This is a genomic window from Alteromonas sp. ABE4_545 (genome assembly GCF_056161325.1).
The window spans coordinates 14,009-27,783 of record NZ_JBSWYY010000009.1 but is presented as its reverse complement, the minus strand read 5'-3'; the positions used below and the strand labels follow the sequence as shown (position 1 = coordinate 27,783).

The window sequence follows — 13,775 nt, the reverse complement described above, 5'->3', positions numbered from 1 at the left end:
GCGCATACTTCACTTCGTCAAAAAATGGATAGCTGAGGAAACCGCCATGAAACCCATTCAACAACTAAAAGCTGTATTATTATTTTCAACAATGAGCATGTTGGTGGCTTGTGGCAATGAGCAACAAGCAAGTGCACCAACACAAATGGCACCGCAAGTCTCGGTGGCAGAAGTAGTGAATCAACCCATTAGTGAATGGAAAACATTTACGGGTCGTTTAGAAGCTCCTCAAACCGTATCGTTGCGCCCTCGTGTTTCAGGATATATCGAGCACGTTAACTTTAGTGAAGGCTCACAGGTCAACGCCGGTGATCTTTTATTTGAAATTGACGACCGAGCACTTCGCGCTGAAGTTCAGGGCTTAGAAGCAGACTTAGAGCAAGCACAAAGTCGTTTTACACTGGCAAAATCTGAGTACACTCGCGCTCAGTCACTGGCCAGTCACGCCGCAATTTCGCAAGAGATATTAGATAACCGCCAAGCTGAATGGCAACAAGCCAGCGCGAATATTCGCTCGGTTGAATCTGCCCTTGAGCTGGCGAAATTACAACTCAGCTATACCCGAGTTGAAGCGCCCATCTCTGGACGAGTTTCTCGCGCGCTTATCACCCGAGGTAACTATGTAAACGCAGGTGATACCCTGCTGACCACCATCGTATCGACAGACAAAGTATTTGCCTATTTTGACGCTGATGAACAGGCTTACTTGCGCTATATGCAAAGTGCTCATCAACAAACAGAACAGCATACCTTAGTCATGATGGGTTTGATCAACGAGAGTGACTTCCCACACCAAGGAGAAATCGACTTCCTCGATAACCAAATAAACGGCTCTACTGGCACCATTCGCGCACGTGCCGTGTTTAACAACGAAAACGGCGCCTTTATTCCGGGCTTGTTCGCTCGCATCCGTTTAAACGGTGGTGAAGCGTATACCGGTATTCTGATCGACGATAAGGCCATTGGTACTGACCTCAATAACAAGTTTGTACTCGTGCTTGATGACGAGAACAAAGTGCAATACCGCGCCGTGGAATTAGGTCAAAAAATTGCTGGCTTACGCGTGATCACTAAAGGGCTTAGCGGTAACGAACGTATTGTTGTTAATGGTTTACAACGCGTTCGTCCAGGTGCACAAGTTGCTCCTCAAATTGTCAACATGGCCAGTGACAATACGCTCGCTGAACTTCAGGCTCTACATCGCTTAACGCAACAGCAACGCACACAAGATACCGCAGCAGTGACTCGCACTCGCGCTGCAGCAGGAGACATTTAATAATGGGCTTTCCCCAATTTTTCATCCGCCGCCCGATCTTTGCGGGTGTGCTGTCATTATTGTTTTTTATCGCAGGGGCAATCTCGGTATGGCAACTGCCCATTACCGAATACCCTGAAGTTGTGCCGCCCACTGTGGTGGTTACAGCTAATTACCCCGGTGCTAACCCCAAAGTCATTGCTGAAACCGTTGCCTCTCCATTGGAGCAGGAAATTAATGGCGTTGAAGACATGTTGTATATGTCATCTCAAGCCACATCAGACGGTCGTATGACATTAACGTTAACCTTTGCCATTGGCACCGACCCTGACGACGCGACAACGCTGGTGCAAAACCGTGTTAACCGCGCTTTGTCACGCTTGCCACAAGAAGTACAACGCTTAGGTGTGGTAACAGAAAAGTCGTCGCCCGACTTAACAATGGTGGTGCATTTAACGTCGCCTGACAGACGGTACGACATGCTGTATTTGTCTAATTATGCCAGCCAATTTGTTAAAGATGAGTTGGCGCGTATAAACGGCGTAGGCAGTGTGCGTTTGTTTGGTGCTGGCGAGTACAGCATGCGTGTTTGGTTGGACCCCAATAAAGTCGCGGCTCTCGGGTTGAACCCCAGTGACATTGTGGCGGCGATCCAAGCGCAAAACCAACAAGCAGCGGCGGGAAGTCTAGGCGCTCAACCAACTGGCAATTCAGATTTTCAATTACTGATTAATGTCAAAGGCCGCCTTATCGATGAAGAAGAGTTCGCTGACATCATTATTAAAGTGGGTGACAATGGTGAAGTTTCGCGATTGCGTGATGTGGGCCGTGTAGAACTCGGTGCCGACAATTATGCATTGCGTTCACTGTTAGACAATGACCCTGCCGTGGCTATTCCGGTTTTCCAAGCCCCCGGCTCCAATGCAATTCAAATTTCAGATGACGTACGGGCCACTATGGCGCGGTTAAAGCAAACCTTCCCCGAAGGCGTTGATTACAGCATTGTGTACGACCCGACCGTGTTTGTAAGAGGCTCGATCGAGGCCGTTATTAACACCCTCTTTGAAGCAATTTTGCTAGTTGTACTCGTGGTAGTGCTGTTCTTACAAACGTGGCGCGCTTCTATTATCCCCTTGGTCGCGGTTCCTATTTCTTTGGTCGGGACTTTCGCCATCATGCAATTGATGGGGTTCTCACTGAACGCCTTGTCACTGTTCGGGTTAGTACTCGCCATCGGTATTGTTGTCGACGACGCGATTGTAGTGGTAGAAAACGTCGAACGTAATATTCATGAAGGTTTAAGCCCTTTTGAAGCCACTAAAAAAGCCATGACAGAAGTGACTGGCCCCATTATCGCGACCACCTTAGTACTGGGAGCTGTGTTTATTCCCACCGCCTTTATGTCGGGATTAACGGGTCAGTTTTATAAGCAATTTGCGTTAACCATTACCATCTCTACTGTTATCTCGGCGTTCAACTCACTCACGTTAAGTCCGGCCCTGTCCGCTCTGCTATTGCGTGCCCCAAGTGAGAAGAAAGACTGGTTGACCAAAGCTATTGATGGTCTGTTTGGCAAGTGGCTTTTTGCCCCTTTCAACCGCCTATTTAATCGCGCTGGCGAAGCTTACACCAATGGTGTAGGAAAGCTGGTCCGAATGAGCAGCATTATTCTGGTTTTGTATGCGGGATTGTTAGGATTAACTTGGCACCAATTCCAAACCACGCCGACAGGCTATGTTCCCGGTCAGGATAAAATGTACCTCGTTGCTTTTGCGCAATTGCCCGATGCGTCGTCACTTGACCGTACTGAGTCTGTAATGCGTCAAATGTCAGACATTGCATTGCAACACCCAGGTGTTGACCACGCCATTGCATTCCCGGGGTTGAGCATCAACGGTTTTACCAACAGCCCCAGTAGCGGCATTGTTTTCGCAAGTTTAAAGCCTTTCGAAGAGCGCACTACGCCAGAACTCACGGCGAACGCTATCGCAGGCCAATTGAACATGCAATTTGCATCTATTCAAGATGCCTTTATCGCCATATTCCCACCTCCACCGGTACAAGGGTTGGGTACCATTGGAGGCTTTAGGTTACAAATTCAAGACAAAGGTAGCTTGGGGTATGAAGAGCTGTTTCAAGTCACCCAAACAGTTATTCAAAAGGCGTGGGCAGCACCTGAGTTAACTGGCAGCTTTACCAGCTTCCAAGTGAACGTACCGCAAGTGGATATTGAGCTAGACCGCACCAAAGCGATGAGCCAAGGCGTCTCTGTCGACGAGGTATTCACGACGATGCAGGCTTATTTAGGGTCAATTTACGTGAATGACTTCAATCAATTTGGTCGTACCTATCAGGTGAACGTTCAAGCAGATGAAGTATTCCGTCAGGAACCTGAGCAAATTGCCCAAATGAAAGTGCGTAATCAGCAAGGCGATATGATCCCATTGGGTTCATTCCTAAGTGTCGAACACAGTGCCGGCCCTGACCGAGTGATGCATTACAATGGCTACCCGACTGCTGAAGTTAATGGTGCGCCAGCGCCAGGTTACAGTTCAGGTCAAGCACGTGCAGCCATTGAAAAAATCTTGGACGAAACACTGCCTATCGGTATGACGTACGAATGGACAGAGCTTACTTATCAGCAAATTTTGGCGGGTGACGCCACGCTCTTGGTATTCCCTCTGGTTGTGCTGTTGGTGTTTATGGTATTGGCGGCTCAATACGAAAGCTTAAGTTTGCCGCTCTCAATCATTCTCATTGTACCCATGACCTTGTTGTCGGCAATGACAGGCGTGCTCTTATATGGTGGAGACAATAACATCTTCACTCAAATCGGCTTTATTGTATTGGTTGGACTCGCCACGAAAAACGCCATTTTGATCGTCGAGTTTGCCAAAGAGCTCGAAGAACGAGGCATGTCGGTTATGGCTGCAATCAAAGAAGCGTGTCGCTTGCGGTTGCGCCCTATTTTGATGACGTCTATCGCGTTCATCATGGGCGTAGTGCCAATGGTGTTCTCGACTGGTGCGGGTGCAGAAATGCGTCAAGCGATGGGTGTGGCGGTGTTCTCCGGCATGATCGGCGTGACCGTGTTTGGGCTTATCTTAACCCCAGTGTTTTATCACTTGGTAAGACGTAAGCGCGCTGCGAAACATAATCCTACGACCACATCGAATGCAGTCGTGACTGAATCATAATTTCCCGTTTATAAGGTCTCGTCGGACACCCTCGGCAACCTGTGTAATAGCAACCGTCGAGACCTTTTTTTATTCCTATGCACTTGGTATGGATACCATCCCGTTTTGCGGCGTCTTACGCCGCTTTTTTATTGATTTATTGTCAAAAATTCCTTCTATTATTAACTCTCAACCCCAGCTTTTCTTTCGTCACCTATCACATCAAGGAGATTACACTTCCAATGCTAGAGAAAGCACTGATCTATCTCGCAGCCGCCCTGATTGCCGTTCCCATTGCTAAACGTTTAGGTCTGGGGTCGGTACTCGGTTACCTACTTGCTGGCATACTTATTGGGCCTTTTTTATTGGGCATGGTGGGAGATCAAACCGAAGTCATGCACTTCTCCGAGTTTGGCGTGGTAATGATGCTGTTTTTAGTCGGCCTTGAGCTTCATCCTTCACGATTATGGCGCTTACGGCACTCCATTGTGGGATTGGGAGGCTTGCAGGTTGTAGTAACGACACTGCTGTTATTTGCTGTTGTTCATTGGGCCTTTCAGTTGCGTTGGGAAGTCGCATTGGCAATTGGCGCCATGTTGTCGCTGTCATCAACGGCTATTGTTTTACAAAGCCTAGAGGAAAAAGGTTGGCTAAAGCTTGAAGCAGGCCAAAACAGTTTTTCAGTTTTGTTATTTCAAGACATCGCCGTCATCCCGATGCTTGCATTGCTCCCGCTGCTCGCTTTTGGACCAGCGTCAACGGCAACAGACGCAACTCATTCACTGGTAGAACATTGGCCAGCTTGGGCTAAAGTGCTTGCATCTAGCGGCGCTATTTTGAGTATTGTGATTGCAGGCAAATACATATCGATGCCGATTTTTCGCTACATTGCCGAAACGCGTATGCGCGAAATATTCACGGTATTTGCGTTATTTTTGGTTATCGCTATTGCACTTGTGATGCAAACCGTTGGCTTATCACCAGCTTTGGGCACGTTTTTAGCCGGTGTTGTACTTGCAGAAAGTGAATTCAGACACGAACTAGAAGCAGACATTGAACCCTTTAAAGGATTACTCCTTGGGTTGTTTTTTGTTGCGGTAGGCGCTTCTATCAATTTTGCATTGTTAGCCGAACACGCACTTGTTGTGATCGTCTGTGTAGCTGGGTTAATTGCGCTAAAAGCAGGCGTATTGCTCGCCCTTGCCAAAATTTTTGATATCACCCAGAAACAACGCCTGCTGTTCGCGATTGCTTTGGCTCAAGGTGGGGAGTTTGCTTTTGTTTTACTCACTATGACAAAACAACTGGGAATTGTGTCGCCGGCTCAAGCCAGTATTATTACGTTAATTGTGGCGATTTCTATGTTGGTCACACCAATACTCTTAATGCTGTACGAGGTATACGACCGCAAGCGCCCAGCTACCGCCCCCGATTACGATGCGCTGCAAAATGTTCACGCCGCTCGCCATGTGATCATTGCTGGTTATGGTAGGTTTGGCCAAATCATTGGCCGATTGCTCACGGCACAAGGCTACGACTTGAGTATTTTGGATCACAGCCCATCACAAATCGATCTGCTACGCCGTTTTGGTAACAGTAAGGTTTATTACGGTGACGCCGCTCGTAAGGAATTACTCGACGCCGCTGGAGCAAACGAGGCTCAGTTATTGGTCATTGCCATAGATAACGCAGACAAATGCCTCGAAATCATTCGAATTGCACAAAAATACTACCCCAACTTAAAGTTGGTTGTGAGAACCAGAGACCGCCGCCATACATACGAAGTAATGAAGCTCAATGTGGACGCATTTAACCGCGAAACCTTCGACTCGGCACTTCACTTAGGCGTAGATGTGCTTCAATTGTTGGGCAACTCAAAAAAAGATGCTGAGCGGGCTGGTCGTTTATTCCGAAATCACGATGTGGAATCTCTCAAGGTATTGTCTCAAGTGTGGGGTGATGACCAGTCTTACGGTATTGCCGTAAAACAGCGTATGCAGGATTTAAAACAAGTGCTGGAACAAGACAATGTGGCCGAACAACAACTCGGCGCTTGTTCGCCACCAGCCCCGCAAACACCCAAACAATAACCCTTTGTAATTCCTACTAGTCAGGCTTGTTATTTTTACCACAACCAGCCTGACTGTTATTGTTCCCATCAAAACAAAAACAAATAACCAATTGTTTTAATTAAATAATTTTACAAGAAAAACAACTGGAACGCTTTCTGCTACCTCTAAGTATTCGTTTATCTACGTTTGAAGCCAACCCAGGATTATCGCCACAGTATGAGAGCGAGAGACTGAGGGACAACAAGACGAAGCGTCGGGAGGTCAGCATGTCAAACACTACATCGAATCAACACGCCATTTTTACTGAGGGCGAAAATTGTTGGGTGAGCAGCGAAGCGTCATATGCCACGCCATTAATTGATTGTGGTAACTACTATAAAGCCTTACACAGTGCCATTCTCAAAGCAAAACACAGTATTTTTATTGTTGGCTGGGATATCGATTCGCGTATTCGTTTATTGCGAGGCGAAGATGAAAAGCAGGCTCAAGCTCCGAGTGTGGTGAGTGATTTACTCGCGTGGAAAGCTGAGCAAAACCCGGATATCAATATTTATCTGTTGCGCTGGGATTCATCATTGGCGTTTTTCTCTCAACGAGAAATGTGGGCAAAAGAAGTATGGGATGAAAAAACCCCCGACAATGTTCAAACTGAACTTGATGACACCATTCCGATGGGTGGAAGCCAACATCAAAAGATCATTGTTATCGACGATGAACTGGTTTTCTCTGGGGGCATGGATATCGCGACAAACCGTTGGGATACCCGAGATCATCCAGTCGTGAGTGAAGAACGCAACGGTCCTGATGGCGAATATGGCCCGCTACATGACGTGCAGATTGTTTCTGCCGGCCCTATTGTGCGAGCTTTTAGCGAATTAGTTCGCTGGCGCTGGCTACGTGTTGCCAATGAGGCCCCTATTGATATTCGTGAGTCGGCCCAATGCGATATAGATGCCCCCGTACCCGACGCGTGGCCACAAGACTATCCGCCACAATTTGAAAACGTGCAGTGTGCCCTTGCCCGCACTATCCCGTCTATGGATGACGCAGAACCCGCACAGGAAGTCAGGCACATGCTGCTTGACCTTATCGCACAAGCTGAACGCGTTATTTATATAGAAAACCAATTTACTGCTCGACAAGAAATTGCTGAGGCGTTGAACCAACGCATGCATCAATGCCCCGACCTCAATGTGGTAATAGTGAGTTCGTTTGAGCCTAAAGGCACTTTTGAACGAGAAGCTTTTTGGGCAAGCCGTATCGCCTTTAAATCTCAATTGGAAGCGGGTATCGACCCACAACGTGTCGCCATGACTTATTCGTCTATTGAAGATATGAAAGGACGTCGCGCCTATAAACGAATCCATTCTAAAGTGATGACCATTGATGATAAGTATTTGGTCATTGGTTCATCGAATTTGAGTAACCGTTCGATGACCCTCGATACCGAGATCGACATGGTGTTATACGGCAATAGCGAGCAAAACCGCCAGTATATCGTAACAACACGCGATGACCTGCTTGCTGAACACACGGGGAGAACCTTGGATGATACTCAAACGCTCATGGCCTCGTCGACACCCGTGAAATCACTGATGGAAAATCAGTTAGCTCACGGTTACGTGCTCACTGAAGTACATGATGAGGTGTTTACCAAACAATCGAGCAATAATGTGTTTCGGTCGCTATCTGACCCAGAAGAACCACTCATTAGCGTACCTAACCTTAACGGCGAACTAACGCCAGTGCGCAATCCTCGTCGCCGCTCGATCATGATCAGTATTGGCGTACTCGTTGTGGCCGTTATTGCAGCCTTGCTGGTATGGGCAAGTACATCTGTATCTTGGTTAAGCTCTGAACACATCAACGCGTTTATGGAAAAAAGTCGGGGTACTTATTTCGCTCTTCCAACGGTTCTGATCGTTTATCTGGTTGGCGGCTTTTTATTCTTACCCGTCACCGTCATGTCGCTTGCTGTCGCCGCCATCTTTGGCCCAATTTGGGGGCCAATCTACGGCATTATGGGGGCATTACTCAGCTCTGCATGTTTATTTGGCGTTGGCAAATTAATGGGCAACGCCGGCATGCGTAAATTAGCCGGCCCAAAAGTGGAAGCCGTTGATGAAAAACTCAAAAACAGTGGCATTGTAGGCGTTGCTGCAATTCGCATGCTGCCAATTGCGCCGTTTAGCCTTGTGAATCTGGTTGCGGGTATTTCGTCAATTAGTATTGGCCAATTTCTCGCAGGTACGTTTTTAGGCATGTTTCCACCAATGATTGCAAAAGGGTTGGTGGGCGACTCTATTACCCAAATATTTCGCCACCCTTCGCCGGAGACCGTGGGCTATTTAACCGGAGGCATTGTGCTCTGGGGGCTGATGATTTACGGCTCTCAAAAATTCGCTAAGTTCTATCAAAAACGCAAGCAGGAGAAAGCGGAAGAATGTGTCGCATAGTTTCGTACAATTTGCACAGTGGCATAGGTACCGACAAGCAACAAGATTACCGTCGAATCGGCGGTTTTCTCCGCAAGATCGGTGCCGATATCGTGTTATTGCAAGAAATGGATACTCGTCCACCAGAGCGCGATATAGCTACAGACATTGAAGATTTGTGTACCGACAGATTTACCATGACAGCAGCCCCTACGGTTCATCAGCAGGCGGGGTGGTTTGGTAATGCAGTACTGTCTCGCTTTCCAGTTCAAGAGTGTTTGATCGACGACAATAGCGTGGCCGATCGAGAACCAAGAAACATTCAACAGGTGCTGATAGACAGTCCTGCCGGATTACTTAGCGTTGTGAATGTACATGCCGGCCTCAAAGCATATGAACGGGCCAAGCAAATAGCGCGCATCAGTGAAGTGGTGACTCGCCACCAGCAAGAGTCGCAAACGTCACTGGTGTTGGCCGGCGATCTCAATGAATGGCGTCCTTTGCCACATCTCTTTGCGTCGCTCAATAATCAGTTAACACAGCACAATGTGGGGGCGACATTCCCGAGTTACTTTCCGCTGTTCAAGCTCGATAGACTCTGGACCTCACCGAACCTGCCCATTAAGCAATGTCAAAAATGGCGAGATAAAGGGATGAGAAAATTCTCAGATCACCTCCCTATCGTACTCGACCTCGACACGTGACATACTCGATGTATCTGCGTTATTTCATAAAAAAGGGAGACTTTGCTTCTAAATGACGCGAATTTTCATATGGATCGAGAAGTTCACCGCGCCAGTTGTCCAAAGCCTGTTCGGCAGCGGTGACTTTTTTCAACACGCCCAACATGCGTACCACAGGGTCTGATAAAGAACGGGTATTGTTGGTAGCCGCCAACACCATTCGTTTCATTTCCGGTTGAATAATTTTGATCGATTTCACCACACCACTTTCTTCCAAATGGTACATTGCTGATGAAGGTAGAATCATTAATCCTTCACCCTGCATGACTTGCCGTAGCCCGGTCATTAGTTGGCCCGAGTAGGCCTTGTCATGTTTTAGCGCGACACCTGTTTCGCCTTCGTACTTAGCGATGAACTGCCCTAATGCATCTTTGATCCCTGGAATTAAAAGCTCAAATTGGCTCAGCTCCCAAAAACAAATACTGTCGCGCTCTTTGAGTTGGTGATAAATCTCAGCTTCTTCGTTAGCCCCCACTACCAAATACATAAACTCCTCAATAAGAGGCATACTGTTCATAAATCGAGAATCTAGCTCTTGCTCGTAGGTCAACGCAATATCTATTTGGTTAGACTCAAGCCAACCGCGCACAGAATAAGACGGCCCTGTGCTGATTTCTAATTTAAGCTGGGCATGCCGCTTATTCACTTCAGCAATCAGCGGCATCGACAGCACATTGCCAATAGACGGCAACATACCCACTTTCACCAACCCTGATTGCTCAGAAACCAACTGTTGTAGTTCAAGCTTGGCAAGGTTGATATCATCCATAAGCTTTTTCGCATGTTTGATAAAAAGGTGGCCTGCGGGGGTCAGTGAAACACCTTTAAAACTGCGCTGTAAAAGCCCTGCTCCCACCTCTCGTTCCAAGTTAGCGAGTTGTTGACTAATCGCTGGCTGTGCAATGTCTAACTCCCTTGCTGCTGCCGCAATACTCCCTTTTTGTACGGTCAGTAGAAAATACTGGAGTTGTTTTGAGTTCATGTGCCTCCCAATACATAACGCCAAGTTTATGTATTCTTGTGAATCGTTACTTTGTGGTTACACCTGCCGCGTTTTTATTATTCTTGTATTACTCACTGATAAATAAGCATTTTTTGTACCAACAAAGTACCTTGATCCCCCTCGAAATTGTTTAATTATTGTAAACAGGTTCGATAAATTATTTTTTTTACTGCCGTAAATAGGTTGAAAAAACCAACGATTACAAAAAGTTATAACTTAGATCAATATTTTACTTATACCCCTCAATATTCTTTTTTCTTCCGCATGACCAACCAACTTTTTTAGTCTTTATAGCGTTATCACCGACATCGTCGATTAACGAATATACAAAAACAATATGCCTCGTGATGGTGCTCGTGTGAGCCAAAATTGGGCGATTAATCGAGCAAAGACACACTCAACCTTTGCTCAAACTTATCGCGAAAAATAACAAAGGCAATTTAGGGAACACACAATGAAATTAAAAAAGCTCAATGCAGCGATATTGACCGGTTTAGCCGGTTACACGTTGTCTATGGTAGGGGCTACGCATGCCATGGCACAAGAAGCCGAAGCAGAAGAGTCTGTTGAAAAAATCGCGGTTGTCGGCGCGCGTGGAGCGCCTCGTTCAGTTACCAGTTCTCCTGTACCGGTTGATGTACTGAGTGCCGACGATCTCAATGCGGTTGCCTTTTCTGATATGAACGACGTAATGAAAACCTTGGTGCCGTCTTATTCTCTTTCTCGTCAACCTATTTCCGACGGTGGAACCTTTATTCGTCCTGCCACATTGCGTGGTATGCCAACAGATAAGACGCTAGTACTTGTGAACTCTAAGCGCCGCCATCGCGCAGCGCTTGTGTCAATTGGTGGGTCTGGAACACAAGGCCCTGATTTGGCAACTATCCCTACTGCCGCTATCGCCAGTGTAGAAGTACTGCGTGATGGCGCTGCAGCTCAATACGGCTCAGACGCCATTGCAGGGGTAATTAACTTCCAGCTCAAGAACAACACAGAAGGCGGTATGTTTAGCGCCGAATGGGGCCAATACTATGAAGGTGATGGCGATCAGCTCACTCTCAGTGGTAACAAAGGCTTTGCACTAGGAGACGATGGCTTCCTCAGCATTTCTGCTGAGTATGCAGACAGTGAAGCGACTTTTCGTGGTGAGCAATACTGTGAAAGCTGGTTTTGTGTAAACGACCAGTCTGCAGAATACATTGCTGCGGCTGAAGCCATGGCCCAATCGGTCCACGGTTCATCGCAAGTACAACCATGGGGTCAGCCAAACTCTAGCGGGACTCGCATATTTGTTAACGCAGGGTATGCTTTGTCTGGCGATGCTGAACTTTATGCCTTTGGTAACTACTCGGAATCAGAAGGCGACGGTTCTTTCTTCTATCGATACCCTGGCAACGGCACCATCGAAGAACTTCGCTTAGAAGACGGCTCTATCTACAGCCCCATCGAGAAATTCCCTGGTGGTTTTACACCTCGTTTCTTTGGTGACGTAACAGACTACTCGTTAGTCGGTGGCGTTAAAGGCATGGCTGATGCGCTTTCTTATGACATTAGTGGTCGTTACGGTTACAACGAAATCTCTTATACCCTCAAAAACACCATTAACCCGTCAATGGGTCCAGATTCTCCTACTGAGTTTCACCCGGGTGACCTAATCAACGACGAATTGCAATTTCAAGCAGACTTCACCTATGACCTAGCCAGTTACATTCTTGCCTTCGGTGCAAGCTACATGGAAGAGTCATATGAAATTGTTCAAGGTGACGCTGCATCGTATGCCGTAGGCCCTTATTCTTCTGCTGATCCTTATGATTTTTGTAATGACGACTACAGCACAACAGACGCAGGGTTAGCGGTAATCAGCAATGGTTCTACGCTCAATTGTGCAAACTACACGTCTGCTACCAATGAAGACGGTACGCCTGTTGACGGTTTTGAAGGTGTTGACCCTGTTTATACAGCTGTTGGCGTAGGTTCAAACGGTTTCCCTGGATACTCAGACGAGTATATTGGTACATACGAGCGTGATTCATACGCGGTATACGCTGATATATCAGGCGACCTTACAGACGAGCTTTTTGCTCAAGCAGCAATTCGCTATGAAGACTACTCAGACTTTGGCTCTGAATTGGTTTACAAAGTTGCGGGTATCTATCAGTTAACCGAAGAAATCGGTTTGAGAAGTTCATTCGGTACAGGCTTCCGCGCCCCCACGCCGGGTCAGCAAGGTACCACTAATGTTTCAACCCGACTGCCGAATGGCTTCCCTGTAGCAACAGGCTTATTCCCTGCAAGTAGTGCGGTAGCTCAGGCTTTAGGTGCTGAAGCACTCAAACCCGAAAAATCAACCAACTTTACCTTGGGGATGACCGCGGATTACGGCGATGTCACGCTAACGATTGATTACTACAACATCAAACTAGAAGACCGCGTGAATGCAGTATCTACCATGGACGTTTCGACCACAGTAGTCACCGACCCAGACGCAGAAGGTTATCAAGCTTACCAAAACTATTTGGCGCTTGAGTCTGCAAATGTTGTAGGTGCGAACACCATCGGTGGTGTGTTCTTCTTCCAGAACGCATTTGACACAGTTACCGAAGGGTTAGACGTGGTAGCAACTTACAACATGGAATCTTCCATGGGTGATACCACCTTTACGGCATCATTTAACTACAACAACACTGAGTTCGATTCTGATCCCAGTGAATACTACAACGAAGAAAACCAGTTCGATTTTGAAAATGGTACACCGGAAACCCGTGGTGTGGTTTCTGTTAAACACGCCATGGATGACTTCCAAGTAGTAGTGCGAATGAATTACTACGGTGAATACGAGAATACCTTGGACAACACCCTAGAAACCACTCAGAAGTTTGGAGCTGAATATCAGTTTGACGTGGAAGGAACTTACTTCATTAGTGAAAACCTCTCGCTGATAGCCGGTGCACGTAACATCTTCGACGAATATCCAGATGAAGTGAATGACAACATGGCGGGCGACGCTTGCTGTGGTCGTATTTACCTCTCTGACTCTATCGTCGATTGGCAAGGTGGATATTACTACGCGAAGTTTGTAGCAACCTTCTAA

7 protein-coding genes are annotated in these 13,775 nt (G+C 47.1%); 6 read left to right on the top strand and 1 reads right to left on the bottom strand.

What is annotated here, in order from left to right; genetic code table 11:
• Positions 1-46: 46 nt before the first annotated feature.
• The 5 genes from ACXAH6_RS10425 (at position 47) to ACXAH6_RS10405 (ending at position 9,642) form a co-directional block, all read left to right on the top strand.
• The gene (locus ACXAH6_RS10425; RefSeq protein ID WP_474876608.1) at positions 47-1,276 is read left to right on the top strand and encodes an efflux RND transporter periplasmic adaptor subunit; all 1,230 of its coding nucleotides are present in this window, start codon (positions 47-49) and stop codon (positions 1,274-1,276) included.
• A 2-nt stretch (positions 1,277-1,278) separates the two neighbouring features.
• The gene (locus ACXAH6_RS10420; protein ID WP_474876607.1) at positions 1,279-4,452 is read left to right on the top strand and encodes an efflux RND transporter permease subunit; all 3,174 of its coding nucleotides are present in this window, start codon (positions 1,279-1,281) and stop codon (positions 4,450-4,452) included.
• 221 nt (positions 4,453-4,673) lie between these two features.
• Positions 4,674-6,521, top strand: a complete 1,848-nt coding sequence (locus ACXAH6_RS10415) for a monovalent cation:proton antiporter-2 (CPA2) family protein (RefSeq protein WP_474876606.1) — start codon at positions 4,674-4,676, stop codon at positions 6,519-6,521.
• A gap of 248 nt (positions 6,522-6,769) precedes the next feature.
• Positions 6,770-8,959, top strand: a complete 2,190-nt coding sequence (locus tag ACXAH6_RS10410) for a VTT domain-containing protein (protein ID WP_474876605.1) — start codon at positions 6,770-6,772, stop codon at positions 8,957-8,959.
• The gene (locus ACXAH6_RS10405; RefSeq protein ID WP_474876604.1) at positions 8,947-9,642 is read left to right on the top strand and encodes an endonuclease/exonuclease/phosphatase family protein; all 696 of its coding nucleotides are present in this window, start codon (positions 8,947-8,949) and stop codon (positions 9,640-9,642) included. The genes ACXAH6_RS10410 and ACXAH6_RS10405 overlap by 13 nt, the downstream gene beginning before the upstream one ends.
• 19 nt (positions 9,643-9,661) lie before the next feature.
• Here the strand turns inward: ACXAH6_RS10405 and ACXAH6_RS10400 are convergent, their stop codons facing one another.
• A complete protein-coding gene (locus ACXAH6_RS10400) occupies positions 9,662-10,663 on the bottom strand; it encodes a LysR family transcriptional regulator (RefSeq protein WP_474876603.1) in 1,002 nt (333 codons plus the stop codon).
• Positions 10,664-11,138: 475 nt separating this feature from the next.
• On the opposite strand from ACXAH6_RS10400, the gene ACXAH6_RS10395 reads away from it, so the two are divergent.
• Positions 11,139-13,775, top strand: coding sequence for a TonB-dependent receptor plug domain-containing protein (locus ACXAH6_RS10395; RefSeq protein WP_474876602.1), 2,637 nt, complete (start codon positions 11,139-11,141; stop codon positions 13,773-13,775).

What these genes read in the sequence shown, in the direction of transcription:
- ACXAH6_RS10410 (WP_474876605.1), top strand. Translation starts at nt 6,770, where the DNA reads ATGTCAAACACTACATCGAATCAACACGCCATTTTTACTGAGGGCGAA.
- ACXAH6_RS10395 (WP_474876602.1), top strand. Translation starts at nt 11,139, where the DNA reads ATGAAATTAAAAAAGCTCAATGCAGCGATATTGACCGGTTTAGCCGGT.
- ACXAH6_RS10425 (WP_474876608.1), top strand. Translation starts at nt 47, where the DNA reads ATGAAACCCATTCAACAACTAAAAGCTGTATTATTATTTTCAACAATG.
- ACXAH6_RS10415 (WP_474876606.1), top strand. Translation starts at nt 4,674, where the DNA reads ATGCTAGAGAAAGCACTGATCTATCTCGCAGCCGCCCTGATTGCCGTT.
- ACXAH6_RS10405 (WP_474876604.1), top strand. Translation starts at nt 8,947, where the DNA reads ATGTGTCGCATAGTTTCGTACAATTTGCACAGTGGCATAGGTACCGAC.
- ACXAH6_RS10420 (WP_474876607.1), top strand. Translation starts at nt 1,279, where the DNA reads ATGGGCTTTCCCCAATTTTTCATCCGCCGCCCGATCTTTGCGGGTGTG.
- ACXAH6_RS10400 (WP_474876603.1), bottom strand. Translation starts at nt 10,663, where the DNA reads ATGAACTCAAAACAACTCCAGTATTTTCTACTGACCGTACAAAAAGGG.